Source organism: Terrirubrum flagellatum (assembly GCF_022059845.1).
Classification (GTDB): domain Bacteria; phylum Pseudomonadota; class Alphaproteobacteria; order Rhizobiales; family Beijerinckiaceae; genus Terrirubrum; species Terrirubrum flagellatum.
Genome location: NZ_CP091851.1, coordinates 1351902 through 1377406 on the forward strand (window position 1 = coordinate 1351902; position 25505 = coordinate 1377406).

Below are 25505 nucleotides of genomic sequence, written 5' to 3' on the forward strand. Positions count from 1 at the left end.
ATGAAAGCATTGTTGAAGGCGATTGGAGGCGCGGCTCTTGCCGTCGCTGCATTCGCCGGACCGGCGATTGCGCAGGGGTCGAACGCCAGCATTACCGTGGTGCGCGAGGTCGACAGCGATCGCTATGACCCTCATCGCTCGACAGCGCGCGCCGCGTCGGAAATCCTATTCATGCTCGGCGACACGCTGGTGTCGCTCGACTATGACATGGCGACGATCAAGCCGGGTCTCGCGACAAGCTGGTCGGTTTCTCCGGACGCCAAGACCTACACTTTCAAGCTGCGCAACGATGTGAGCTTCTGCGACGGCAAGAAGATGACGGCGCAGGATGTGGTCTACTCGATCAAGCGCTGGATCGATCCGGCGACGCGATCGCCGGTGGCGTGGCGGGCCGGGCAGGTGGAGGATATCGTCGCTGCCGACGACTACACCATCGAATACAAGCTGAAGGCGCCGTTCTCTGAGTTGCTGTATCAATTGACCCAGAGCTTCGCCGTCGTGGTCGACAAGGCGAATGTGGAGGCGCTCGGCGCCGATTTTGGCGTCAAGGGTTTCAACGGAACCGGACCCTATTGCTGGGTCGACTGGAAGCCGCGCAACGAATTCCGGATGAAGCGCAACGCCGCCTACAAATGGGGACCTCCGATCTATGAGAACAAAGGCCCGGCGCATATCGAAGAAATCGTATGGCGCATCGTGCCGGAAGAAGCGACTCGTCTCGCCGCGGTAATGACCGGTCAATCGCAGGTGACGCAATATGCGCCGTTCACGGGCATGCCGCAGATGCGCGCCAACAAGAATCTCAAGATCGTGGAGATGAAGGAGGCCTTCTGGACCTATTTCGTTGGGTTCAAGATCGACAAGGATGGCGTCAACGACGCTGCGGTGCGCCGCGCCATGGTGATGGCGGTGGACCAGAAGGCGATCGCGGACAATCTGTTCTTCGGCGAGGTCGAGCCGGCTTACAGCTACATCTCCACCGAAGCGCTGGACTGGAACAAGAAGCTCACGCCTGAACTGATCAAGACGAACGTTGTAGAAGCCAACAAGCTTCTTGATGCAGCCGGCTGGGTCCGTGGACCGGATGGAATCCGCGTCAAGGACGGCAAGAAGCTTTCGCCGCTCATCTATGGCTTCACGGGGTCGACCTGGCAGAAGTTGATGGAGGCGATCCAGGGCGACTTGCGCAAGGTCGGCGTCGACATGCGCATCCAGCTCTTCGATGCGACTATCGCCTGGGGCAAGCTCGCCACCCAGGAGTTCGACATGTTCGGGATGAGCTATCCCTATATTTCGGCCGGTGACGCGCTCAATCTCTATTTCAAGTCGACCAACGCGCCGACCCCGAACCGGATGAACTGGAAGGATGCGCGCACCGACGAACTACTGCTGAAGGGAATGGCGGCCACGAACGACGCCGACCGCGCCGCAGCCTATGGCGAGGTGCTCGAGCAGGTGCATAAGGCGGCCGTCTGGATTCCGCTTTATCACGAGCCGATGAAGATCGCGGCCTCGGCGCGACTGGGGCCGTTCAAGGCCCACAATATCTATGGCTGCGGCCTCTACAAAGGCCTCGACCTGAAATTCACGAAATAAGGCCGGTTGTCGCTGCGACGCATTTCAACGCGTCGCGGCGACGGCAACTCACTCACAGATACGTTGGAATTGCAGCATGTCCGTCACCGTCATCAGGAACGCCGACTGGATCATCGCCTATGACGCCGGGGCGAAGGGCCATGTCTATCTGCGCCACGGCGACGTCGCTTATGACGGCGACCGGATTATTCATGTTGGGGGCGCCTATCAGGGCGATGCCGCATCTATGATTGACGGGCGAGGCGCGATGATCATGCCCGGCCTTGTCAACATTCATTCGCATCCATCGTCCGAACCGATGACAAAAGGCTGGAATGACGAGCTTGGCAGCGCAAGACTCTACGGCTCGTCGCTTTATGAGTTCATGCCGCTGTTCCGTTGCGACGCCGAGGGGGTGAAGGCTTGCGCTCAGGTCGCCTATTCCGAACTCCTCATGTCAGGCGTCACGACCTTGGTCGATATGTCCGTCGCCTGGGAGGGCTGGCTTGAGGCCTTCGCCGCATCAGGTCTGCGCGGCGTTCTTGCGCCTATGTATCGCTCGGCCTCATGGCGAACCGATAACGGCCACGTCGTGACCTATGACTGGAATGAGCAGGCCGGCGCAAAGGCTATGGAAGCTGCGCTGAAGCTTATCGAAGTCGCGTCGAAACATTCGTCGGGACGAATGTCTGGCATGGTGTCGCCATCGCAGATCGACACCTGCACGCCGGGGCTGATCCGTGACAGCCACGCTGAGGCGACGGCGCGCAGGCTTCCTTTCCAGATTCATGCAGCTCAAAGCGTCGTCGAATTTCACGAAATCACGCGCCGTCATGGTCTGACGCCGGTGCAGTGGCTGAAGTCGCTTGGCGTCCTGAGCGACGTCAGCATCATCGGCCATGGCATTTTTCTCGATCATCACACCTCGGCGCATTGGCCGGAGACTGACGACATCGGGATGCTGGTCGATCATGGCGTGACCGTCGCCCATTGCCCGGTGGTTTTCCAGCGACGCGGCATCGCGATGCAGAGCTTTGGCCGCTACGTCGCCGCCGGCGTGAAGATGGGAATCGGCACCGACACTTATCCACATCACATGCTGGAGGAGTTGCGCGCGGTCTGCATTGGATCGCGCATGATGGCCGAGAATGTATTCGATCTGCGCACGAGCGACGCCTTTAACGCGGCGACGCTCGGCGGCGCGAAAGCGCTTGGCCGTGACGACGTCGGGCGTCTTGCGGCGGGCGCCAAGGCGGACATCGTCATCGTCGATGCGACCCACCCGATGATGCGGCCGCTGCGCGATCCCCTGCGCAGCCTGATCTATTGCGCCGCGGAGCGCGCGGTGAAGACCGTCATCGTCAATGGCGTCGTTGCGGTGGACGGCGGCAAAGTGCTGACGATGGACTATCCCGCTGCGGCGGCTGCTCTAGAGGAGGCGCAGCGACGCGCCGAGCCGAAGGTGAAAGACTTTGATTGGGCGAAGCGCGATCATCTTACGATTTCGCCGCTCGCCTTTCCGATGCGGGCGCCCTGAATGAGCGATGGTCTTCACCGGAGCGCCGACCAAGGCGACGATCGTGAGATCGTTCTCGACGTTCGCGATCTGAAGACGCATTTCAGGACGGACCGCGGCTTCTATCGCGCCGTCGATGGCGTCAGTTTCTCAGTCGCCAAGGGGCGCACGCTCGGCATCGTTGGCGAAAGCGGCTGCGGCAAGAGCGTAACTTCGTTGTCGATCATGGGATTGGTGCCGGAGCCGCCGGGAATTCGCGCCGGTGGTCAAATCATATTCGGCGGACGCGACCTCTTGCAGTGCTCACGGGCCGAACTGGAAGAGATTCGGGGCGCCAGAATCGCAATGATCTTCCAGGAACCGATGACGTCGCTCAATCCGGTCTATCGGGTCGGCGATCAGATCATCGAAGGGTTGCGGCGTCATCGTGACATGTCGGCGGCCGAGGCGCGGGAGCGCGCGATCGAGATGCTGCGGCTCGTGCGGATTCCGTCTCCGGAAATCAGGGTCGATTCCTATCCGCACGAGATGTCCGGCGGCATGCGTCAGCGAGTTATGATCGCGCTGGCGCTCGCCTGCGATCCGCAGGTGTTGATCGCCGACGAGCCGACGACCGCGCTCGATGTGACGATTCAGGCGCAGATTCTCGAGCTCATGCGCGATCTTCAGAAAAGGCTCGGCGCGGCTATCGTCCTGATCACGCATGATCTCGGCGTCATCGCCGAGACCGCGGATGATGTTGTGGTCATGTATGCCGGGAAGATCGTCGAGAGCGCCACAGTCGCGACGCTCTTCGCCAACGCTCAGCATCCTTATACGCTCGGGCTGCTCGCATCGATCCCGCGGCTCGATAAAGATCGTGAGCGATTGCAGACAATCGAAGGCATGGTCCCTTCCCCCGATGCGATGCCGGCGGGATGCCGCTTCGCGCCGCGATGCGCGCTCGCCAATAAAAGGTGCCGCGACGAGGAGCCGCCATTGCGAACGCTTGGCCTCGATCATCTGGCGGCTTGTTGGCGCGCGCCAATCGAAGTGGCGGAAGCTTGAGGGGACTATGAGCGGCGCTCTTCTCGAGGTTTCCGGCCTGACCAAGCATTTCCCGATCACGGGCGCGTTCGGGCGAAGCATCGGCGCTGTGAAGGCGGTCGATGGCGTCAGCTTCACGCTCAAGCGCGGCGAGACGCTCGCGCTGGTGGGCGAATCCGGCTGCGGGAAGTCGACCACGGGCCGACTCATCCTGCGACTTATCGAAGCGACGTCGGGAAATATCCGGTTTGACGGCGCCGATGTGCGAGCGCTCCACAAAACGGCTTTGCGGGCGCTCAGGCGGCGGATGCAGATTATCTTTCAGGACCCTTTCGCCTCGCTCAACCCGCGCATGTCGGTCGCTGACATTCTCGCCGAACCGTTGATCTTGCACGGCCTTGCGAAGCCAGCGGATGTAACGCCAAAGATGCAGGAATTGCTGCGCGTCGTTGGTCTCGGCCCGCAGCATGCGGAGCGCTTTCCACACGAATTTTCCGGCGGGCAGCGTCAGCGCATTGGTGTTGCGCGCGCGCTGGCGACGCGGCCTGATCTCGTTGTCTGCGATGAGCCGGTGTCGGCGCTTGACGTGTCCATTCAGGCGCAGGTCGTAAATCTGCTTCAGGATCTGCAGAGCCAGTTCGGACTCTCCTATATCTTCATTGCGCATGATCTTGCGGTCGTGAAACACATCGCGACGCGGGTCGCGGTGATGTATCTCGGTCGCATTGTCGAGCTTGCCGATAAGCGCACGCTCTATGCCGCGCCACGCCATCCCTATACGCAGGCGCTGCTGGCAGCCGCGCCATTGCCAGCGCCGGGCTTGCGTGAAGGTCGCGCGATTTTGCAGGGCGATGCGCCGAGCCCGGCTAATCCGCCGCCGGGTTGCGCCTTTCATCCCCGTTGCATTCATGCTCGGGATCGATGCCAGGTTGAGCGGCCTGATCTGCGCGCGCTGCCCGGAGGCGCTCAGGTCGCCTGCCATTTCGCTGAGGCGCTTCCGGACACGAAGTTGATCGCGAAGCAGCCGTTCAATCCGGTCCTGATGCAGCGATTTGCACGCCTCAAGAGGGATCGCCTTCGCGCGACTTGAGCGCGCGAGGTCAGATCAGAATGTCGCTGACCTTGAGGGGATAGATATCAACCTCGACAAGCTGGCCGCCGCGTTGCAGACGTCAAGTCGCCCGCGCGCTCCATCAGTCAGACGAAAGCGTACTTGCGCCACATCCTGAAAGTGGCGTCCTGGCAACGAAGAGCCGACATCAGCTGAGCGTCTTCGCGCCGCGAGCGATCCGGGTTCGAGGACATCACTCCTGCAACGAGGCGGAAGCAACCTGACATTTCGGTCGCCGTCCGATGAACGAGACGCATGGGGCAGGGCGGCGCGTCGCCGACGATGCCAAGCCGAAGCGGTCGGCCCAAAGCTTTCAGGACAGGATTAGGCATCGGCTTACCATGGGTCTCGGCTGTAGCGGCTTGATGTTCGCGCAGCCTCTTATTATTAAATCAAATGAATTGAGCAAAGGGCGTGCGATGGGCAGGATCATTTTGTCAGGCGGACGGGTGGTCAGCGGGCGTGGAGCCGAAGTGCTCGCGCGCGGCGCCGTGGAGATCGTCGACGGAAGGATCGGTCGCGTCGGCCCCGTCGAGACCTCCGATGTTCACGACGGGGCTGAGGTGGTCGATGTAAGTGGCCATACGGTCACTGCCGGTCTGATCGATAGTCACATGCATGTGTTTCATGAGCCGCAACTGCTGAATTTGCCGCAAGGCGCGGCGGCGATTTGGGGCGCAAACTATGTTCAGTCCGCGCTCCGCGCCGGCTTCACGACGATTCGCGATCTTGGCGCGAAAAGTCCCGAAGTCTTCGGATTGAAGCGCGCGCTTAATGAAGGTTGGACAGTCGGCCCGCGCTACCTCGCAAGCGGCAAGGCCATATGCATCACCGGCGGACACGGCTGGCGGAACCTCAGCCAAGAAGCGGACGGACCGGACGAGGTGCGAAAGCTTGCGCGTGAGGAGATCAAGCGCGGCGCAGACGTTATTAAGCTGATGGCGACAGGCGGAGCCGGCACGCTGACCGAGCTGCCGACGCAAGTGCAACTCGGGGTCGCGGAAATGCGGGCCGCCGCCGAGGTGGCGCACGACGCGGGACGTCCTGTTGCTGTCCATGCGCTTGCGACGCAGGGGATCATAAACGCTATCGAAGCGGGCGCGGACAGCGTTGAACACGGCGTTTTTCTCGACGAACGTGGGGCCGAGCTCCTCGTGAAGCACGATGTCGCGCTCTGTCCGACCCTCTCGGTTTATCCTCGTATCGTCGAGCGCGGCCCCGCCGGCGGCGAGGAGCAATTCGTGATCGACCGCTCCGTTCTGTTGCGGCGGCCGCATCTCGACAGCATCTCGCTCGCGGTGAAGGCTGGCGTGCGCATCGTTTTCGGCACCGACGCGACGACTTTGTATAACCCGGTGGGCGATGTCTCCGCCGAGCTCGATCTGATGCGGCAAGCCGGCATGTCCGCGCTCGACATCATTTTGTCCGCGACGCGCACAGCGGCGAGCGTATGCCGCGTCGAAGGAGAGGTTGGCACGCTGGAGAGCGGAAAGATCGCGGACATCACCGTCACCGAAGGCGATGCGACCACGAACATCCTCGACCTGACGCGCACGGCGCGGGTCTATCGAGCGGGATCGCTTGTTTACGCCAAAGACGATGGCGTGCGCAGCGCAGGACTTGTCGCGGCGCCGATCCTCAAGGCGGATCTGGCGCGTTAGGAACCGCGAAATGACGAACGAATCCGCATCGAGAAGGTCGCGGATTGGCCGGGCGATATAAGCGTGACGCCGGGCTTTTCCGCGAGTTCGCCGTCGAACCCAACTGGATCGGCATGGGCGCTCAGCGGTTCGATGCAGAGGAATGGCGCCGACGGCCGGCTCCACAGCATGAGATACGGCAATGACGGAAAATCCACATGGATCATTTCGCCGTCGCGCGGACCGAAGGCGACGGAGCGGCTGTTGAGCCCGAGGAGAAGTACTCCGCCGGTAGCAAACAGCGTCGGCGAAAGCGGCAGCCGGCCGTCCTGCAAGGGAAGAATGCCACGCTTAGGACCCACCAGCCGTTCAATCGGGCGTGTGTAGGCGAGCGTGCGATCGTCCGGGAAGAGGACGACGTGATCCGATTTCGCCGCGGCCTCTACGAGCGGCCAGCGGAAGCCGGGATGGAATCCAAGGCTCGCCGGCAGCGGCTTTTCGCCTGGATTTTCGATGCGCGCCGTGATCTCTAGCGCTTTGGGCCGCAACGCGAAGTTTACGCCAAGCCGGAATGCGAATGGATAATGAGCGCGCGTGTCGTCGTCATCGCGCAAAATAAGTTCGCAATTTGTTTGGCTCGCCGCGACGAAATCGAAGCGTCGAATTCCGGCGAAGCCATGCAAAGGCATCGCATATTCGCGACGGTCGACCCGCACAACACCGCCGCGGACCGCCGCAACCACCGGGAAGAGTATAGGGCACGCGCCGGCCCAGATCGCGGGCTCCGGCCGCCAGAGTACTTCCCGCCCTTCGAACGCCAGCCTCGTGAGTTCCGCGCCCAAAAGCGAGATACTCGCTTCAGACCCTCTTGACCTGAGATGGATCGTCTCGTCCACGAAAGCGGTCTCGCCGATTGCCTTGCACAGGAGCGAGGCAGCATTTAATCCACTTATTGGATGAAATTTGGCGAGGCGTCCATCGGGTGCGGATTCAGGACTATATTCGAGACCAACCGGACGTAATTGCTGCGGCGTTGCGGGCTGCGGACACCGCCCCGGCGTTCTCTCTGGCGGGCGCCGTTCTGATCGGCTCGGGCTCGTCGCTGAATGCGCTTTCGGTTGTGGCGGAGACATTGCCTTCGCTGGCGCGCCCGCCGGTCGTTGGCCCGTCAGCCTATCTCGCGGAAGATTACGGCGCGAGACCGGCTCTGATCCTGTCGCAAAGCGGCGCGAGCACGACCAGTGTCGCGGCTGCTGAGCGAGCGTTGGGGGCGGGTGGTCCTCTTTTGATCGTCACATGCGAGGCCGACAGCCCGCTTGCCCGCTTGCCCGCTTCGCGCCTAGTCCTTTGCATCGGAGGCGAACCCATCGGACCGAAAACGAAAGGGTTCACCGCCACTCTGGCTGCCGTGCTTGGCGTCGCCGCGCGGGCAAATGGCGCGTATCTGCCCGAATTTTCTCGAGCGCGGTTCGCGGCGCTGATCGAGGCGGCGGAAGGGGCGGCCGAAGAGTTCGCGGCGAAGCTCGACCATGTCGACAATGTGGTCATAGCGGGGAATGGCCGCTTTCTCGGCATCGCGCTCGAAGCGTCGCTCAAAGTGGCTGAGATCACGGGTTTCGCGACGGCCGCCTTCACGTTCGAGGAGCTGCTTCATGGACGCCTGCATGGCGTTGGTCCGGAGAGTCTCGTCGTCATGATTGTCGCAGCGACGGACGAAAGACATGTCGCGGAAACGACCGCCCGCGTCATGGCCGAGCGTGGCGTGCAAGTGCGCATTCTCAATCTCACCAAGACGTCGACTTCGTTCGACTGGATGCAGATCCGTGCGCCGGCCGCGCCGCTTGATGCATTGGCCGCGATCGCGCCCTTTCAATGGCTTGCGACGCATCTTGCGCTTCGGCGCAGCATGGAGCCCGAGGCGATGCGTTATCCCGGTCTGTCGAAGGCCCTCTCGATCAAATTGCCGGCCTGAAATGTTGATTGGCGTCGATATCGGTGGCACGGCTGTGAAGGCGGGCGCCATCGACGCCGCGGGCCGGATGCTCGTCCGCCGCATCTTCCCGTTCGCCGCTGATGGCGCGTTTGAGGGTTTTCTGGAGCGCGTCGTCGAAACCTGCAGGGCGCTGGATGTGGACGTGGGCGGGCGGGCGACAGCGATCGGCGTCTGCATGCCCGGGCATATCGATGCGGATACAGGCCGGCTAACGGACGGCGGGGCTAACATTGCGATCCTGCGCGAGCGCCCGCTGGCGGCCTTGATGGCGGACAAAATCGGGGCGCCGGTCCATGTCGCCAACGACGGCGTCGCGGCTGCGATCGGAGAGCTGAATTGTGGCGCCGCCTCGGCGTTCCGGCGCTTCGCGATGCTGACTCTCGGCACCGGCGTCGGCGGCTGCGTGGCGCTGGACGGGCAGGTGGTCACGGGTCGGCGAGGCGAGCCGCCCGAACTTGGGGCGATCGTGTTGGACGAGGGAGGGCCGTCGCACGGCGCCGGTCGGCCGGGATCCCTGGAGAGTTTCGCCGGCGCTCAAGGTTTTCTTGCCGCTTATCGAAGCGCCGGGGGGCGGGCGGCGATTGCGGATCCGAAAGAGTTGTTCGATCGCATCGCGATTGACGCCGCCGCGGCGAAGGCGGTTGCAACAACGTCTCGCCGCATCGCTCAGGCGCTCGGTGGGCTGATCAACGCGCTGGCGCTTGACGGGTGTATTGTTGGCGGCGGAATTAGCGCCGCTGGCCCGGCGCTGCTCGACCCGATCCGCGCGGCGCTGCCGGATTTCACCTGGCCGATGCTGTTGGCGGATGTGAAGGTCGTTCCGGCCGCGCTCGGCAACGATGCCGGAGTCATTGGAGCCGCGCTGCTCGCAGGCGAACGATCAGGCGCGATCAGGAAGCGTCGGCCAGCCGAATAGGCTCTGGCTCCGTATGCTCCTGGCGCCTCAGGCGGGCGAAGTCAGGAGTCATTGTGTCGAACATCACAAGCGCCGCGGCGCCCAGCACCCGCGTGTTGAGGCCGGCCTGCGCCTTCACCAGCCGCCGACCCTGCGGATTGTGACGGCTGGATACGCTCGGCGGCAGGGGTTCGATGGCTGCGAGCAAAGCATCGAGCAACGGCTCCGGCATCAGCCCGCCGACGATCACAGCTTCAGGGTCGAGCAGATTCTCAACGCTGACGATGGCGTTGCGCAGATGTATGCCCGCCGCCGAAATCCACGCGGTCAGTCGCGGATTTTTCGCGGCGTAGGCGGCCGCTAGCGCCGCCACATCCACCGCCCGCGCGCCCTCGGGCTCGCCGGTAAGCGCGCTTTGCGCAGCGGATAAGGAGACATAGCGTTCGAGGCAACCGGAATTCCCGCACGCACAGGGAAGTCCGCCGGGCACGCTGATCAGATGAGCGACCTCGCCCGCCATGCCGGACGCGCCCCGCCCCGGCCGCCCGTCCATGACGATCCCGCCTCCCAGCCCGACGCCGAGATAGAAATAGAAGAAGCTGCGCAGCGCCTTGCCGGCGCCGTAAAGCATCTCGCCGATCGCTCCCGCCGTCGCATCGTTATCGACCAGCACGGGGAGGCTGAGCCGTTCTTGCAAACGGTCGGCGACGGGAAACTCTTGCCAGTTTGGTCCTGGAAGCGGGCCAAGCGCGGTTGGGTCGCCGTTGCGAACGAGCGCCGGCAGCACCAGACCGAGCCCCCAGACCCGTTCGCGCGGAGCCGCGTGACGACCGAGCAGCGCCTGCGCCGCCGATTCGATAAGCGGGACGAGCACGTCGGGTGTCGCTTCGATCACGGGCAGAACTACTTCACCGCGAATCGCGCCGCCGAGGTCGAGCAGGATTACTGACAATCGGCTGTGATCGAAGGAGACGCCGAATGAGTAGGCGCCGGCTGGATCAATTTCGATGTTGATCGGCGGCTGGCCGCGGGAGCCGGACCGTCGCGCCCGTTCGGTGACCAAATGCTCACGCTTCAGCACCTCCATGATGTTGGAGATCGTTTGCGCGGACAGGCCGGTGCGGCGGGCGATTTCGGCGCGTGACAGCGGCCCGTGGAGGCGAATGGCCTCCAAAACAACGCGCCGATTGTAGCGCTGCCCATGCTCCAGGTTGGTTCCGAAAAGCGCCATGGCTCCAAACGTCGGCTCGAATTCGAGAGATATCAGAAGACGGTTGCGCGTTCTTGCGCAACCCTATTAAATCAAATCGATGGATTGAATAAGCCAGGAGGGACCTACGACGCATGGGTGTAGTGGATGCGCCGACTGGCCGGATCATACTGACTGGCAGCCGTCACATGGTTGCGGCTGGGCATCCGCTTGCCGCCATTGCGGCGCTGCGCATCCTCGAAGGAAAGGGGAACGCCGTTGACGCCGGCGTCGCGGCCGGGTTCGCGCTCAACGTTCTTCAGCCAGACATGGCCAATCTCGGCGGCGTCGCGCCGATCCTGATCCGCATGGCCGACGGGCGCACGACGACGATCGCTGGCGTTGGCCGCTGGCCGAAGCTAGCGACGCTCCAAGCCGTGGCCGCCGCTGGCGGCGGGCGCATTCCAGAGGGACCGCAGCGCTGGGTGACGCCAGCGGCCGTGGACTCTTGGCTGTTGGCGCTCCGCCGCTATGGCACGATGTCGGCGGCAGACATTCTCAGCCCCGCGATCGAGCTCGCGCGCGATGGTTTCGCGATGCATTATTTTCTGCAGTCCAATCTCGCCGAGAACGCGGAGCGCCTGCGCGGTTGGCCCGGCGCTGCTGAAACGTATCTGCCCGGCGGATCCGTTCCGGCGACTGGCGATATCCTGCGTCAGCCGCGCCTCGCCGCCACTCTTGAGCATCTTGCCGCCGCCGAGCGGAAGGCACGTGGCAAACGGGAAGCGGGCGTCATCGCAGCGCGTGACGCCTTTTATAAGGGCGAAATCGCCGCCGAGATCGGTCGCTTCGCCGAGAGCGTCGGATCGTTCCTGCGCGTCGAGGATTTGCACGATTTCGCTGTGGAGGAGCTCCCCGCTGTCTCTGTGACGTATCGGGGCCAAACGGTTTTCGCGTGTGGTCCGTGGAGTCAGGGGCCGGCGGTGTTGCAGATGTTGCGCATCGCTGAACGTTTCGATTTAAAGCGCATGACGGTCGCGGATCGGACGCATGTGCTTGTCGAGGCGGCGAAGGCGTCGCTCGCCGACCGGAATCGCTTTTATGGTGATCCGGATGTCGTGAATCCGCCCCTGGAGCGTCTTATCTCGGCCGGGCATGGCGCGGAGCACGCACGGCGCATTGAACTGACGCGCGCGGCGAACCTCACCGATCAGTCATCGCCGGTCGGCCTCGGCGGTCCCGACACGACTTACGCCTGCGTCGTCGACCGAATGGGCAATGCGTTCTCTGCAACGCCGAGCGACTCCACAATGCTGATCTCGCCGATCGCGCCGTCTCTTGGGTTCGGAATTTCGGACCGAGGTCTCCAGGCTTCGCTCGACCCGCGCGATCCCAATCACGTCGCGCCTGGCAAGCGGCCACGTTTGACGCCAAATCCCGGCCTCGTCGTGGGCGAGGATTTCGTGATGCCCTATGGCACGCCGGGCGGTGAAGTGCAGACCAACGCCATGCTGCAGATGCTCGTGAACCATTTTGATCTCGGCCTCGATTTGCAGGCGGCCGTCGAGGCGCCGCGCTGGGCGACCACGGCTGTACCGGCGACCGAGGATCCGCATCCGTGCGAACCCATGGGCTTGAAGCTCGAGGCGCCTTTGATGGCCGAGATCGGGGACGATCTTCGTCGAAGGGGACACGCCATTTCTGAATGGCCGCGTCATGCGGCGCTGGCAGGCGGGGTTTGCGCGGTGAAACGTCATGGCGACGGCCGCTTGAGCGCTGGCGCTGACCCGCGCCGCATGAGCTACGCGGTTGGCTGGTAAGGGCAGAGCAAACACGCAGGGGATGAGTCATGTCACACTTCACTGGACAAGGTTTTTCACGTCGCGCCATGCTGCGCTCGCTTGGCGCGAGCGGCGCAATCGCGGCGACTGGCGCTTCGCTCGGCGGCGCCAGGGCGCAGTCCGCCAAGAAGATTCTTTATTGGGGTCACACATTTCCGTCGCGGGTGAGGATCGTCAACGAGATCATGGCTCCTGGCTTCAGGAAGGAAGCCGGGATCGACGTCACGCACGAAGATTTTGAAACCAATCAGAACGAACTGAAAATCATCACCGCATGGGCCGGTGGGGCCGGCGGCCCCGACCTTGTTTCAGTCGGCGACAGCAACCTGCCGAACTACGTCTATCGCAAGCTGATCGCCCCGGTGGATCCGACTGCGTTTGGCTTCAAGACGCAGGATGAACTTGTCGCGGCCTACGAGCCCGGGGTGCTTGACGGATTCGTGGTCGATGGGAAGCTCTACGGCATCCCGATGGATCTCGCCTCCATCTCAATGTACTACCGAAAAGACTTCTTTAAGGAGGTCGGGCTCGATCCCGACCAGCCGCCGCAGACGTGGGAGGACGTCGCTGCGGCCGCTCGAAAATTGCTGAAGACTGACAGCAATGGCAAGGTGATCCGCGCCGGATGGTCTTGGCTTGCGCGTAGCAATTCGTCGCATTTCTACTATTGGGGAGCGATGCTTCCGCAGAAGGGCGTCGATTTCATTTCAAAGGACGGCGCGAAGAACGGCTTCAACAACGACGGTGGCGTCGCTGTTCTTGACTACGTCTCCAAGGCTTTTCACGGCTCGAATAAATTCGCCGCGCTTGGCCTTGCGCCGACAATCAATCCGATTGACGATTTCGGCGCCGGACGTGCGGCTATGATCAACTCCGGCCTCTGGCTCCAGCCGTCGCTTGAGGCCGCCTATCCGAAGATTACATTCAAGGATGGCGTGTACGGCATCGCGCGACTGCCGCAATTCGCAGGCGGACAGGTTAAGACCCGCCTCAATCCCTGGGTGTGGATGGTGAGCGCCAGATCGTCTGTGCAAAAGGAAGCTTGGCAGTTCGTCGCCTACATGACGGCCAAGCCGGAGAACCGCAAGGTGTGGCTGCAGCAAGCACAATATGTCCAGCCTTGGAAAGGCTTCGATCAGGACCCCGCTGTGCAGGCCATTCCTGGCATCAAGTCTTTCCTCGCGGATCTCTCGGTCGGCGTTCCCATGCCGCGCACCGCTCGCTTCGTCGAGCTCTCGAGCATTGTCGCCAAAGCCTATGATCGTGTGACGGCGAATGGGGAAAAGGCCGAGGTGGTCGTTCCACAATTCGCCGCGGAAGTTGACCGCTTGCTTGAGGGTTGACGAACGCCCGTGACGGCGATCAGTCCTTCTGCGAACCGGGGACGGCGGTTCGCCGTCCGCGGATTCATGGCGCCCTCTTTTGCGAGACTAAAAGGCGCTCTTCACGGCGGCGGAGCGCCCGGTCACGCCGGCACGGCGTGGCTGATGGTGCTTCCGTCCGTCGTTTTTTTCGCGACGTTCGTCTTCTATCCGATCGGTAACGCCGCCTATGTCAGCCTGACCTCATGGGACCTCATTGGTCCACCGCGCTTTATCGGCTGGCGCAACTACGAGCGACTGCTCACCGACCCCAACTTTCTGCATTCGGCCTGGGTGACGGTCTATTATTCTGTCGTGCTACTGGCCTTTGAACTGCCCATCTCGCTGGGCCTCGCCATCCTGCTCGACCGCAATATCAAGGGCCGCAGTTTCTATCAGGCGGTCATCTTCGCACCAGCCGTGCTGACTCTTGTCGTCGTCGCCGCGCTGTGGCGCGTCGTTCTCGCTCCGGTTGGAGGCCTGATCGAGGTCGTGACTGAACCTTTCGGAGTGACTGGCGTGCAGTGGCTGAACAACCGCGACCTCGCGATGCCGGCGGTGATCCTGGTGAGCCTCTGGAAGAACGTCGGCTATTACATGGTGATCTTCCTCGCCGGCCTGCAGGCGATCCCCATGACGTATTACGAGGCGGCCCGGCTTGACGGCGCAGGTCGCTGGGCTCTGTTCCGATATGTGACGCTGCCACTTCTAAGACCATTTCTTTTGTTCGTGATGGTGATCTCGGTGATCCGCGCGGCGCAGGCTTTCAGCCTTTTCTATGCGCTGACCAATGGCGGGCCGGCTGACGCGACCAAGGTCCTTCCGTATTTGATCTACGAAACCGCATTCGGCTTCAACCGAATGGGCTACGCCTCAGCCATGGCAATGTTGATGTTCGCGGCGCTTCTTGTTCTCACCGCGGTGCAGTTTAGCCTTCTGCGTCCCCGTGGCGGAGAAAGCGCGTGATCCCATTCTCCTCCGCCAATCGCCGCGCCTATCTGCGCAGCCTTGCGACGGACTGGCCAGCGCATGCCGCGCTGATCTTCGGCTGCGCGCTCATCATCGTTCCGCTTGCCTGGATGGTTCTCACCGCGACAAAGACGCATGAGGATGTCTTCACACAAGCTCCCTGGTGGATCCCGGACCATCCCAATCTCGTCCAGAATATCAAGAATGTCTTTGCCCGCATCGATTTTGGGCGATATTTCTTCAATAGCCTGGTCGTTTGCGCGGCGATCACGCTGCTTGATCTCGTTTTCGCGACGTTGGCCGGTTACGCGCTCGCGAAATACCGTTTTCCCGGCAAGCCGATCATCTTTGCGATAATCATCGCCACGATGATGGTTCCGTTCATCGTTCTCGTCATACCCCAATATCTCATCGTCCGAGATCTTGGATGGCTCGACAGTTATGCCGGATTGATCGTACCGTTCGCCATCTCAAGTTTCGGCATTTTCCTCATGCGGCAGGCCCTTGCTGGAACCCCGGATGAGCTGATCGACGCCGCCCGAATCGACGGCGCCGGCGAGTGGCGCATTTTGCTTCAGATCGTCGTGCCGATGCATACGCCTGCGCTGATCTCGCTCGGCATTCTGCGGTTCCTTTCGGAGTGGGACAGTCTTCTTTGGCCGCTCGTCGCGACCAACAGCGCGACAATGAGAACCATGTCGCTCGGCATGGCGATCATGCAGGACGATCGTTATCAGACCGATCTTCCAACACTGATGGCGGCGGCGACGATGGCGCTTGCTCCCGTCGTCATCGCCTACTCCTTCCTCCAGCGTTATTTCATTAAGAGCGTGGCTGGGTCAGGTCTGAAAAGTTGAATCGGTATTCAACGTTGGCATTATATTCTCTTTGGTCTGAAGCCTTCAAACTGGGCATCGCCTACACGCTGATCGGTGAGAAATCCGAGTTCGACGGCGGCGCAACCGCTGTTCGCCCCGAGATGAGCGGAGGCGATGTAGAAATCGGGGCTCCGGCAATCGAAACTGCAATGGAATGACGCATCGGGCAAATGCGCAGATACGCAATGATGTTGAATATGATTCGGCCGGAACACTTCGATTTTCTATTCGCCCAGACGATTCGCTTTCTGCGCGACAGGAGTTCCATTTGACGACAACGCAGGGACGCGACGGGTGGCGCACCCGCGTCGAGACTTTCTCTGCTCTGACGGCGGGTGCGGCCAAATTTCATCTCGCGTCACGCGTGGAGGCGTATTTAAACGAAACGACGATATTCGTCCGAGACTGGAATCAATCTTTTCCTCGCGATCATGTTTGACCACGCATCCGTGCGGCGAGCGTCTGCTTTGGAGAACGGCCCTGAATGTCCGGAGTTGGCGCTCAGCCGCCGTTCGCTAGAGCTTCAAAATGACGCAGCGACGGGTGACTCTCCCGATCTCGTCATGAAAGAAAGTTGAACGCAAGATCATGGCTGCGGTTTCAGAAGTCGATCTGGCCATGAACGTCCCTGTTTCAACTGATCTGCCACGCCACGTTGTCGTTCTTGTTTATCCAGACGTCATGGCGATGGATGTTTGCGGGCCCATGGAGGCGTTCGCCATGGCGAATTTTCTGGCTGAGCGGTCCATTTATCGTCTCTCGATCGCCGCCGTCTCGACCGAACCGGTGATGACGTCGCTCGGCTTCTGCATCGTGCCCAATTTCGCGCTCGCGGAACTGGATGGATCGATCGACACCTTGCTGATCGCCGGTGGCGATGGTCAGGCCAGCGCCTCGCGTGATCTGGCGCTGACCGGTTGGTTGCGGGCGGCGGCCCCGCGGGCCCGGCGACATGGCTCGATCTGCACCGGCGCTTTCCCTCTCGCCGCTTCAGGTCTCCTTGAAGGCAAACGCGCGACGACGCACTGGGCCGTGGCGCCGATCCTTGCGCGCGACTTCCCCTCAACGACGGTTGAGGTCGATAGCATCTTTGTGCGGGATGGGCAGACCTACACCTCCGCCGGCATTTCGGCCGGCATCGATCTCGCTCTGGCGCTCATCGAAGAAGATCACGGGCGAACATTCGCATTGAACGTGGCCCGCAATATGGTCGTGTTTCTCAAGCGGCCGGGCGGTCAGTCGCAATTCAGTTCGCATTTGCAGGCCCAATTCAGCGCCGCTCCCGCCATTCGCAAAGCACAGGAATGGGCTTTGGCGCACCTTTCAGAGGATTTGAGCGCCGCCTCTCTCGCCAGCCGCGTCGGCATGAGCGAGCGAAATTTCCGCCGTCTATTTGTCGAGGAGCTTCGAGAGACTCCGCGCGACTATGTCGAGAGAATTCGGGTCGACGAGGCCAGACGCCTGGTTGAAGACACCACCATGTCCGCCCAGGCGATTGCCAAGCGGTGCGGTTTTGGCGCTACGGACAGCCTGAGACGCGCCGTCGTTCGCCAACTTGGCGTGACGCTTCAACAATACCGCGCGCGATTCCAGAATCCGCGCTCCGGAAATGTTGAATAATGGGGGCTCGAGCGCGCTGGTGATCCGCATTGGCCGGATCTTCGGCGTCTTTGGCCAGAACTGCATGTTGCGAGCGATGGTCGCGCTTTCGGCGCGGTGTTATTTCTTCGTGCGCTGAAGTCCTCGATCTCGACGCGTGCAATCAGATGATATCGCGTTGTTGCGCCGGGCCATGCGGCTGAACGTGTGATCTGGAATGCATGCGCCGGCTTCGAGAGTTTCGGCGGAGTTGAATCGTTACGGCATTAGCCGGCATGTTCTTTTCTCGGGAGCACGCATGTCTGTTAACGGGCCCAGCTATCAGAATCGCCCACAGGTCGTCATTGATATCGGCAACGCCGACAAGGTTCGGCCTGATGGCGAGTTCGAGGCTGCTCTCAGGAAGACGCAGCAAGCTCTCGTCCAGGTCCTGCCTTATTATCTCGAATGCGCCATGGGGCGGGAGGAATATCTCAAGCTGAAAATCGGGACGCCGAATTTTGATGCTTACCTCAGCAACTTCGCATGGAAGATGATCGGCTACGCCAGACAAAATGACCGGGATCAATTTCAAGACGGAGTCAACCGGCAAGTCTATCAGATCACGCCAACCGACTTCAGCGACAGTGAACGCAAATATATCTCCGAGATTCTTCAGCACATTCGATTTACCCCTCATCGGCGCATGCCGCAGGCGGGACATGAGGGCGTAGTCCTGCTCATGGGCAAGCTCTGGAAAAAGGCGCTCAACTTCGCCCACGGAGGCGAGGAAAAGTACACGAAGCGCGTCCTGGAAGATATCGCCAAACAACCGAACGCGACCACCGGAGTGCGGGGATAGATGAAACCAGGCGCCTGTCGTGGTCGCCTTGGAGCTTTCACAACTAAACGCTAGCGGAAAGTTGCGATTGCGCCTTTGGCTGGCGGCAATCGCCATTGCGTCGACGACGGCGTCGGGACGCGCCGGAGAATCCCCCGAAACGGCCAGCCGAGACCGCATGGCGCGCCGTGTCCGGGACCGTCGAGTTTCGGCGATCATGGCGGATTTTGATTAACTTGAGATCGTCGCGCCGGGCGCGACCGCCGACCTGACGGTCGTCGATCTCTCCCATCCGCATCTGCAACCGCTCTTCGATCCCAGACGCGGGCTGATCGCGCTCGCGAACCGCGCCAACATCGATCAGGTGATCGTCGACGGGCGCGTGCTGATCGATCGCGGTCAATATGTTCAGGACGACGAAAGTGAAATAGTCGCTGCTGGCGCCGCGGCGATCAACAGGATCTGGCGACTGCCGGAGGCTCAGGCCGCGTTCAGCGGCTGAGCTTGCCTCGACTGTTTCCGGTAGTGTTGCTCCCGCGCGACACTCGCCGACACAATGTCGCCGCGCTTTGGCCGATGACTTCAGGATGATTAGCCGAGAAAGCTAATTATATACGTTGAATCAAGTATTTGTGTATTTGTTGCACAAGGTTTCGGCGTCGCCGGTTGCGGCGGCCGGACGGCGCAATTGTTGCCCCAGGGAAAACCGCCTTGTATCTCTTCAAGGCTATTGCGTTTCAAAAATTTGCGAATCCGTGTCCGGCGGGTCGCGTCAGAAATAACAACAGGGGTCGGGATGTCGGGCTCGAAGTTTGTGAACGGCGGACGGGGCAGGCGTCGGATCGCCCTTCTGCTCGGGAGCACCGCGCTCGTCGGCGTGGCGGCTTTCACGCCCGATGCGATGGCGCAGACCTTGTGGACGGGCGCCACGGACAGCAACTGGAGCGTGAACGGCAACTGGAACAACAACGCTCCCAACGCCGGCGTCAACGCCAGCATCAACAACACCACCAACAATCCCGTTACGGTCGGCACGGCGGGATCCGCCGCCAGCTCGTTGCTCATCAGCGGAACATCCTCGATCAACGTCAGCGCCGACCTGACGATCACGACTGTTCTCGAGAACAACAGCGCCGCGGCGGTGGGCGTCAATGTCCAGGCGGGCGGCAGCGTCACGGCCGCCGGGTTCTTGAACGATACCGGCGCAACCTTCACGAACGCCGGCACGGTCACAGCGACCGGCGGCGGCTCCAACAATAGCGGCACGCTGAACACGAACGCCGCGACCAGCATCTTCAATGGCGCGCTCACCAACGTCGGAACAGTCAACGCCCGGGGGCAGTTCAACGGAGCGCTCACCAACGGCGCCGTCTCGACATTCAATATTGTCGGCGCCCTGACTGGCCTGACGACAGTCACCAATAGAGGGACGATCGACACCGGAGGCAACAGCGTGACCTTCGGCGCGCTGACGGGGACGACAGGCGCGGCGGTTATCCAGGGCGGCGGCACGCTGACGGTCGGCGACGCCAGCAATCTCAGCGGCTCCTACGCTGGCCAGATCAATGGCGCGACGGCGCTCATCAAGGCCGGAACCGGCACGCTGACGCTGAGCGGGACCAGCAACTATTCTGGCGGCACGACGATCAATGCAGGTACGCTGAGCATCAATAATTCGGGCGCCCTCGGCGCCGGCGATGTCACCGTGTCGGGAACGGGCGCGTTGCTGGCGACGTCGTCTCTGGCTCTGAGTCCGCTGAATTTTACCCTGAACGGCACGCCGACTGTAAGCGCGGCCGCAGGGACGACGCTGACCCTATCGCCCACTAACCTCGGCTTTGGATCGGGCGTTGCGGTGCATGTTGGCTCGACCGGAAACACAGGCACAGTCTCGTTCGCGCCATCATTTTCCATCAGCAACGGCGGCGCGACGTCAATTTCCGTCGATTTTGGCACGCTGACAGGCAACGCGAACTTCCTGGGGAATCTCTCCATGTTCCCGACTGTCAATGTTGCGAGCGGCGCGACGCTGGACATTGCCGGCAGCGCCACGAATGTGAGCGCCTTGACCGGCTCGGGCGTGGTGACGAACAGCGGCGGCGCGACGGCGACGTTAAGGGTTGGACTTAACGACGCGAGTTCGCAGTTTGACGGCGTGATCCAGGACGGGGCGAATCCGACCGCGCTGGCGAAGTCGGGCGCCGGCACGTTCACGCTGACCGGGACCAACACCTACACCGGCGGCACGACGATCGATTTCGGCACGCTGTCGGTCAGCGCCGACGCCAATCTCGGCGGCGCCGCGAGCGGCGTCACGCTGAATGGCGGCGTGCTGCAAGCGACGAGCTCCTTCTCGACCGCGCGCACCATTAACATGACATCCACGGGCGCGATCGACGTCACGAGCGGGAATAATCTGACGCTGACGGGCACGCTGACCGGCGCCAGCACGCTGGGCAAGATCGGAGCCGGCACGCTGACCTTCGGGGCCGGGCTCAATACGGCCGGCTTTTCCGGCGGCATGGTGCTGGCGGGCGGCACGCTGAGCCTGCAGACCAATCTTGCCGCAGGTTTCGGTGCGATCCAGACGACGGGTTCGGTGATCGACTATGGCGCCGGCGTCAACAACGCCGCGCCGATCAACATCAATTCGAACACGACGCAGCTGCAGGTTCTCACGGGAACGGCCACGCAATCGGGTGTCATTTCGGAAACAGCGGGTCCGCGTCCGCTCGAGAAGATCGGCGCCGGGATGCTGATCCTCAACGCCGCGAACACCTATACCGGCGTGACCACGATCAGCGCCGGCGTCATCAATGCGCAGAGCAACTCGGCGCTGGGAACCGGCGCCGTCATCGTCACGAGCGGCGCTGCGTTGCAATTGCAGGGCGGCATCAACTTCGGCAACGCGATCACGCTCAACGGAACCGGCGTCGCCAATGATGGCGCGCTGCGCAACATCTCGGGCGATAGCGTCCACGGTGGCGCGATCACGCTGAATACGGCGTCGCGCATCAATGCGGATGCCGGACGACTGTTTTTGAATGGCGGCGTCAATGGCTCCGCCGCAAACACAGATCTGACATTCGGAGGTGGAGCTGCGCAAATCATCGTAGGCGCCGCGATCGGCGCAAACGTCGGCAATGTGACAGTGAACATGCCGGGCGGCACCGTCGCGTTTTTCACGAACAACAGCTACGCCGGCAGCACCACGATTTCCGCCGGTGGGCTAGTGGCTGTTGGCGGAGACTCAATCCCCGACGCCAGCGCGGTGACGATGAATAGCCCCGCAGGCCTTTTCATCGCCACAAGCGATACCATCGGCTCGCTGACAGGGAGCGGGACGGTTATTCTTGGCAATGGCGGTGCCGCGACGTTGACGATCGGCGCGGACAATACCTCGCCGGCGGCGTTCTCAGGCACGATCGGCGATAACACCGGCTTCGGCACCGGCGGCATCGCCAAGATAGGAACTGGCACGCTGACGCTGACGGGCGCGAACACCTATTCTGGCGGCACGACGCTCAATCAGGGAACGCTTGCGGTCGGCAACAACAGCGCGCTCAGCACGGGAACGCTGACGGTGACGGGCAACAGCGCGCTGACGAACACCGGCGGGTTGAACATCACACTGGCGAACGCGGTCAATCTCAACGCCAATCAGTTGACGCTGACGTCGGGCGTTGGCGGCGGCGGCAATCTCAGGCTGGATGGAACGATCGCAGGCGTTGGCGGCTCTTTGGTAATCACGCGAGTTTCGCCCAGCAGCACCATCCTGACCGGCAATAACTCTTATACCGGCGGCACGACGTTGAGCGCCCCGCTGCTCGGCATCGGCAGCAACACGGCGCTGGGAACGGGCGCTCTGACGGTCAACACGGCGGCCGGCCTGTTCACAACGAATGCCGTCAATGCAGGGCCATTCACGCTTGGCAACAGCATTACGTTAAATGCGAACTTGGACGTCGGCGTCGGCGGCGTTGGATTTCCTGACCTGACCTTGTCCGGCGTTATCTCCGGCGGGGGCAGGCTGGCCACGACTTCGAATGGCGCGCTGACGCTGACCGGGAACAACAACTACAGCGGTGGCACGACGGTCGGCGGCGGCACGCTGAACGCGAATGCGACCAATGCGCTGGGCACGGGCGCGGTGACGGTGAACGCGGGTGCGCTGAACATCGCCGCGGCGACGACGCAGACGGTCGCGTCTGTCACCAACACGGCCGGCGGCGGCGGAACGATCAACAACAACGGCACGCTCAATGCGCCGGTGAGCAACCAGAACGGGACGACGTTCAACAATACCGGAGCCGTGAACGGAACGCTGTCGAACAGCGGCACGGTGAACAATACCGGCGCGGCGATCTGGACCGGCGACGTGGTCAACGGCTCGACCGGCATTATCGTCAACGCCGCGACCTGGACTGGCAACGTGACGAACGGCGGCCGGATCGACAACAGCGGAACATGGACCGGCGACGTGACCAATGCGTCGACGGGAACGATCAACAACACCGGGACTTGGAAAGGCGTCGTCACCGGCACGACCGACATCGTCAACTCAGGCGCTTGGAATGGCGCGGGGACGATCACCGGCACGATCGTCAATATGGGCGCGGGCGTGTTCACGGTGAGCACGAACTCGACGACGAATTCGACCTTCGAGAACAAGGAAGTCGCGACGCTTCTCGTCAACGCCGGCGCGACGTTCTCCGGCATCACGACGCTGACCAACTCGGCGACGATCAGCGTATCAGGCACGCTGACGGCGAACGCGATCAACAATCTCGCCGGCGGCGTGATCACGGTGAACGCCGGCGGCACCATCAATGACGATCTGACCAACGCGGGAACGGTCACCAACAACGGGACCTATAACGCCAACGTCGCGAGCAACAGCGGGACGATCACCAACAACAATCTCTGGAACGGCAATGTCGCGCTGAACAGCAACCTGATCACCAACAACGGGACCTGGAACGGCGCCATCACCTCGAACACGGGGACGATCGCCAACAACAGTCTCTGGAACGGCAATGTCGCGCTGAACACCGGGACGATCACCAACGCCGGAACCTGGACCGGCAATGTCGCGTCGAGTTCCGGCATTCTCAACAACACCGGGACCTGGAGCGGCTCGATCGTCAATTCCGGCACGTTCGCGAATTCGGGGATTGTGTCGAACGGCCTGACCAACTCCAACATCGCCACGACGACGGGCGGGGCGCTCAATGGCGCGAACGTCAACAGCGGAACCTTCACCGTCAACGGGGCGACGACGGCGAACAGCACGTTCGCCAACAGCGGCACGTTTGCGCTGACAGGCGGCAACTTCACCGGCGTCACGACCTTTACGAACAGCGGCACGGTGACGGCGACGGGATCGCGCACGCTCGGCGCGACGAGCTTCGTCAATACGGCGGCCGGCCTGATCGACCTGCGCAACGGTTCGATCACGGATTCGCTGACGCTGGGCGGCGGCTACACCGGCGTCGCCGGCTCGCGCATCGCGCTTGATATCGATCTGTCGCGCGCATCAGGCGCGCGCGCCGATCTGGTGACGGTCAACGGCGCAGGCTCGGGTTCGACGTCGCTGGTGTTCAACATTGTCCAGCCCGGCACCGTCGCCTTCGCGACGCCGATCGACGTGCTGACCGTGACCGGCGGCTCGAGCCTGTCGGTCAATCAGGGGCTGGTGGCGACGAACGGCTTCATCAACTACTTCCTGGCCGAGAGTTCGCCGGGTTCGGGCCGCTTCCAGGTGGTGTCGGTGTTCAATCCGGCCCCGGTGGCGGGCGTGGCCACGGGGCTCAACAGCGCGATCTCCAGCCTGACCACGGGCTTCTTCCAGGGCGCCTCGGCGATCGTGTCGCGGCCGGATGATCCGGCCCCGAACCAGATCGGCGGCGGCCCGTTCATCCGCTTCTCGACTGGCGACGCGACCACCAATCTCAATGGCTCGTCGACCGGATCGGGTCTGGTCTCGCAGTCCGCGACCAACACCAAATCGACCTTCACCGGCTTCCAGGCCGGCGCCGACCTTGGCGTCTACAACATCCACGGCACCGGCTGGAACTTCAACACCGGCGTCTTCGGCGGCGTCGCCAACACCAATGGCCGGTCATATTCGGTGACGCCGACGCCGGGCGGCGGCTCGACCAGCGTCAGCACGTCGATCAAGATGAACGTGCCCTATGTCGCGCTGTACGCCTTCCTGTCGAACGGGCCGTTCGTGGCGGAAGTGAACCTGCGCAAGGATTTCTACGACGCGGTGGTGAACTCGTCGGGCGGCGGCGTGGCGTTCACAGCCAGGGATCAGCGTCTGACCGGCGACGGGCTGAGCCTCAACGCCAACATGTCCTACCGTTTGAGCCTGTTCGAGAGCTGGTATGTCGAGCCGTCGATCGGCGTGTCGAAGGGGCGCTACACCTTCGGCAACCTGCCGCTGGCGACGGGGACGGGCGATCAGGCGACGTTTGCGGCGATCAACAGCATTCTGGGCCGGGCCGGCGCCAATATCGGCACGAGCTTCGTGGTGCAGGACAAGCTGATTCTCGCGCCCTTCATCCATGGCTCGGTGTGGCATGAGTTCGCCAGCGACACGAAGGCGACGGTGCAGACGATCGGCACGACATTCGACGTGACGTCGGAGCGCGTCGGCACCTTCGGCCAGGTTGGCGGCGGGCTGCAGTTCAAGATCGTCGACACGAACTTCCTCGGCTTCGTGCGCGGCGACTATCGCTTCGGCGACAAGGTCCACGGCAAGGCCTTCAACGCAGGTCTCAAATTGCAGTTCTGAGATTTCCCGCCATCAAGATCCGTGCGATTTCGCGCGCCGGCATCGTCGCGTTTCCCTTGAACGAGGCGCAGTCGGAGACTCTTCCCGCAGATATTGCGAGTTGAAAGGCCTCATGGGCTGCGCGAGTGTGATCTGAATGTTGGTTATGAAGAGCGGACTCGAACAGCCGGTTATGGGCATACCTTGTTGTCGCTGCGCAACTATCCAAGTCCGACAGATCGCTTGGTAGCGGCGAGGTTCGCCGGCCTATCTGCGGTGGTCCTTGGGGGAGCCGCTAGCGGAGTGCGACGCGA

The 25505-nt window shown here is 62.3% G+C and carries 16 protein-coding genes; 14 read left to right on the forward strand and 2 right to left on the reverse strand.

All coding sequences use genetic code 11. From position 1 onward, the window contains the following. The 5 genes from L8F45_RS06615 to L8F45_RS06635 all read left to right on the forward strand — a co-directional run bounded on the left by L8F45_RS06615 (position 1) and on the right by L8F45_RS06635 (position 6889). Positions 1-1596, forward strand: a complete 1596-nt coding sequence (locus L8F45_RS06615) for an ABC transporter substrate-binding protein (protein WP_342362088.1) — start codon at positions 1-3, stop codon at positions 1594-1596. 76 nt (positions 1597-1672) lie between these two features. Then, positions 1673-3112 (forward strand): amidohydrolase family protein, encoded by a 1440-nt coding sequence (locus L8F45_RS06620; RefSeq protein WP_342362089.1) that lies wholly within the window; start codon positions 1673-1675, stop codon positions 3110-3112. Beyond that, the gene (locus tag L8F45_RS06625; RefSeq protein ID WP_342362090.1) at positions 3113-4138 is read left to right on the forward strand and encodes an ABC transporter ATP-binding protein; all 1026 of its coding nucleotides are present in this window, start codon (positions 3113-3115) and stop codon (positions 4136-4138) included. It begins immediately after the preceding gene. A gap of 7 nt (positions 4139-4145) precedes the next feature. Beyond that, entirely contained in the window at positions 4146-5207 is a 1062-nt protein-coding gene (locus L8F45_RS06630; RefSeq protein ID WP_342362091.1) for an ABC transporter ATP-binding protein, read from the forward strand. Between the two features lie 635 nt (positions 5208-5842). Then, the gene (locus tag L8F45_RS06635) at positions 5843-6889 is read left to right on the forward strand and encodes a metal-dependent hydrolase family protein (protein ID WP_342363382.1); all 1047 of its coding nucleotides are present in this window, start codon (positions 5843-5845) and stop codon (positions 6887-6889) included. On the opposite strand, the gene L8F45_RS06640 is transcribed toward L8F45_RS06635, so the two are convergent. Then, a complete protein-coding gene (locus tag L8F45_RS06640; RefSeq protein ID WP_342362092.1) occupies positions 6886-7764 on the reverse strand; it encodes an aldose epimerase family protein in 879 nt (292 codons plus the stop codon). The two genes, L8F45_RS06635 and L8F45_RS06640, sit on opposite strands and share 4 nt — an antisense overlap. Before the next feature lie 17 nt (positions 7765-7781). Between L8F45_RS06640 and L8F45_RS06645 the strand changes: the two genes are divergently transcribed. Both L8F45_RS06645 and L8F45_RS06650 read left to right on the forward strand, forming a co-directional pair. Then, positions 7782-8840, forward strand: coding sequence for an SIS domain-containing protein (locus L8F45_RS06645; RefSeq protein ID WP_342362093.1), 1059 nt, complete (start codon positions 7782-7784; stop codon positions 8838-8840). A gap of 1 nt (position 8841) precedes the next feature. Continuing rightward, on the forward strand, positions 8842-9777 hold the full coding sequence (locus tag L8F45_RS06650; protein WP_342362094.1) for an ROK family protein: 936 nt from the start codon (positions 8842-8844) through the stop codon (positions 9775-9777). Here the strand turns inward: L8F45_RS06650 and L8F45_RS06655 are convergent. Next, complete coding sequence (locus L8F45_RS06655) at positions 9752-10987, reverse strand: ROK family transcriptional regulator (RefSeq protein ID WP_342362095.1); 1236 nt, start codon at positions 10985-10987, stop codon at positions 9752-9754. The genes L8F45_RS06650 and L8F45_RS06655 overlap by 26 nt on opposite strands. A gap of 167 nt (positions 10988-11154) precedes the next feature. Here L8F45_RS06655 and L8F45_RS06660 point away from each other — a divergent pair, with 167 nt between their 5' ends. The 7 genes from L8F45_RS06660 to L8F45_RS06690 all read left to right on the forward strand — a co-directional run bounded on the left by L8F45_RS06660 (position 11155) and on the right by L8F45_RS06690 (position 25212). Beyond that, complete coding sequence (locus L8F45_RS06660; protein ID WP_342362096.1) at positions 11155-12765, forward strand: gamma-glutamyltransferase family protein; 1611 nt, start codon at positions 11155-11157, stop codon at positions 12763-12765. A gap of 29 nt (positions 12766-12794) precedes the next feature. Further along, on the forward strand, positions 12795-14129 hold the full coding sequence (locus tag L8F45_RS06665) for an extracellular solute-binding protein (RefSeq protein ID WP_342362097.1): 1335 nt from the start codon (positions 12795-12797) through the stop codon (positions 14127-14129). Between the two features lie 9 nt (positions 14130-14138). Further along, complete coding sequence (locus tag L8F45_RS06670; RefSeq protein ID WP_342362098.1) at positions 14139-15113, forward strand: carbohydrate ABC transporter permease; 975 nt, start codon at positions 14139-14141, stop codon at positions 15111-15113. Further along, complete coding sequence (locus L8F45_RS06675; protein ID WP_342362099.1) at positions 15110-15973, forward strand: carbohydrate ABC transporter permease; 864 nt, start codon at positions 15110-15112, stop codon at positions 15971-15973. The genes L8F45_RS06670 and L8F45_RS06675 overlap by 4 nt, the downstream gene beginning before the upstream one ends. A 639-nt stretch (positions 15974-16612) precedes the next feature. Further along, positions 16613-17614: a GlxA family transcriptional regulator gene (locus L8F45_RS06680; RefSeq protein ID WP_342362100.1), complete on the forward strand. Its 1002-nt coding sequence runs from the start codon at positions 16613-16615 to the stop codon at positions 17612-17614. Positions 17615-17891: 277 nt separating this feature from the next. Then, on the forward strand, positions 17892-18434 hold the full coding sequence (locus tag L8F45_RS06685; protein ID WP_342362101.1) for a hypothetical protein: 543 nt from the start codon (positions 17892-17894) through the stop codon (positions 18432-18434). Between the two features lie 775 nt (positions 18435-19209). Beyond that, positions 19210-25212 (forward strand): autotransporter-associated beta strand repeat-containing protein, encoded by a 6003-nt coding sequence (locus L8F45_RS06690; protein ID WP_342362102.1) that lies wholly within the window; start codon positions 19210-19212, stop codon positions 25210-25212. Positions 25213-25505: the final 293 nt, after the last annotated feature.